Origin of the sequence: Micromonospora sp. NPDC049047 (assembly GCF_040649135.1) — a bacterium.
GTDB lineage: Bacteria > Actinomycetota > Actinomycetes > Mycobacteriales > Micromonosporaceae > Micromonospora.
Genome location: NZ_JBEZEY010000060.1, coordinates 1 through 1,013, shown reverse-complemented (window position 1 = coordinate 1,013; position 1,013 = coordinate 1). Strand labels below are relative to the sequence as shown.

The 1,013-nt window shown below is 65.0% G+C and carries 1 protein-coding gene; it reads right to left on the bottom strand.

Annotated features, from left to right (window positions below; translation table 11 throughout):
- Positions 1-950 (bottom strand): acyltransferase domain-containing protein (locus AB0B86_RS33520; RefSeq protein ID WP_357420638.1); only part of this gene is annotated, 950 nt, incomplete at its 3' end.
- Between the last annotated feature and the right edge of the window lie 63 nt (positions 951-1,013).

The window sequence follows — 1,013 nt, the reverse complement described above, 5'->3', positions numbered from 1 at the left end:
CCATAGAACGCGTTCCAGTCGAGGTCGACTCCCGCGACCGCCGCCCGCGCTACCGCCGTGACCAACGCATCTACCTCACCCGCATCCTGCCCCACCCTCGTGACACGCAACGACGCGATCACCGCCGTCGACGCCACGCCCTCGATCCCCGCCAGCACACCCGCGACCATCCCCGTCAGAACACCACCCGGCCCCACCTCCAAAAACGTCCGAACACCCTGCCCATACATCGCCACCACACCATCAGCGAACCGCACCGACTCACGCACATGCCGCACCCAATAATCAACAGAAGCAATCACATCCCCCACAACCGCACCCGTCACATTCGACACCACCGGAACCCGCGGCAGATCAAAACGCACATCACTAATCGCCGCCCGAAAATCCGCCAACATCGGCTCCATCAACACCGAATGAAACGCATGACTCACACCCAACCGACGCACCCGCACACCCAACCCCGCAACAACCCGACCCACCACCGCAAGAACATCACGCTCCGGACCAGACAACACCACCGACGACGGCCCATTCACCGCCGCCACCTGCACCACACCCCCCGCCTCACCCACATACGACGCCACCGCCACCTCACCAGCCTCAACCGCCACCATCACCCCACCCACCGGCAACGCATCCATCAACCGCGCCCGAGCCGCCACCAACCTGCACGCATCCCCCAAACTGAACACCCCCGCCACAAACGCCGCCGCGACCTCACCCACCGAATGACCCGCCACCACATCCGCCCGCACACCCCACGACTGCCACAACCGCCACAACGCCACCTCCACCGCAAACAACGCAGGCTGCGCCACCCCCGTCGCATCCAACGCCCCCCCATCACCACCCCACACCACATCCCGCACCGACCCACCCAACAACCCACACACCTCATCAAACGCCGCCGCGAACACCGGAAAAACCCCATACAACTCCCGACCCATCCCCAACCGCTGCGCACCCTGACCCGCAAACAACACACCCAACCGACCACCCACCACACGACC